At 65.3% G+C, this 750-nt stretch carries 1 protein-coding gene; it reads left to right on the forward strand.

Annotated features, from left to right (window positions below):
- On the forward strand, positions 1 to 726 hold a 726-nt coding region (locus AC0QUY_RS42645), incomplete at its 5' end, for a polysaccharide biosynthesis protein (RefSeq protein ID WP_475391733.1).
- Between the last annotated feature and the right edge of the window lie 24 nt (positions 727 to 750).

The raw sequence follows: 750 nt of genomic DNA on the forward strand, positions 1-750 counted from the left end.
ATTTTCGGATCGGTCAACGTCGCCGACGCGGCGATGGCGGCGGGCGCGACCGCGATGGTGATGATCTCGACCGACAAGGCGATCGAACCGGTCTCGATGCTCGGCCTGACCAAGCGCTTTGCCGAAATGTATTGCCAGGCGCTCGACCATGACCTGATGACGCAATCGGCGGGCAAGCCGCACATGCGCCTGATCTCGGTGCGGTTCGGCAACGTGCTGGCCTCGAACGGCTCGGTGGTGCCGAAATTCAAGGCGCAGATCGAGGCCGGCGGCCCGGTCACGGTGACGCATCCGGACATGGTCCGCTACTTCATGACCATCCGCGAAGCCTGCGATCTCGTGCTGACCGCAGCGACGCATGCGCTGACGCCGGCACGGCCCGACGTTTCGGTCTACGTCCTCAACATGGGACAGCCGGTCAAGATCGTGGAACTTGCCGAGCGGATGATCCGCCTGTCTGGCCTCGAGCCCGGCGTCGATGTCGAGGTGGTGTTCACCGGCATGCGGCCGGGCGAGCGGCTGAACGAGATCCTGTTCGCCAGCGAGGAGCCGACGGTAGAGATCGGGGTCGCCGGCATCATGGCGGCCAAGCCGAATGAGCCGCCGATGCAGACCTTGCGCAAATGGATCGCGGCGCTGGAGGATGCGATTGCGCGGGATGACCGTTCCACCATCCGCGCGGTGCTCAAGGACGCCGTGCCCGAGTTCGGCTCGAACGCCGCCTGATCTTTTTTCGGTGTCCGCCGGCCA

Source organism: Bradyrhizobium sp. WYCCWR15520 (genome assembly GCF_056174665.1).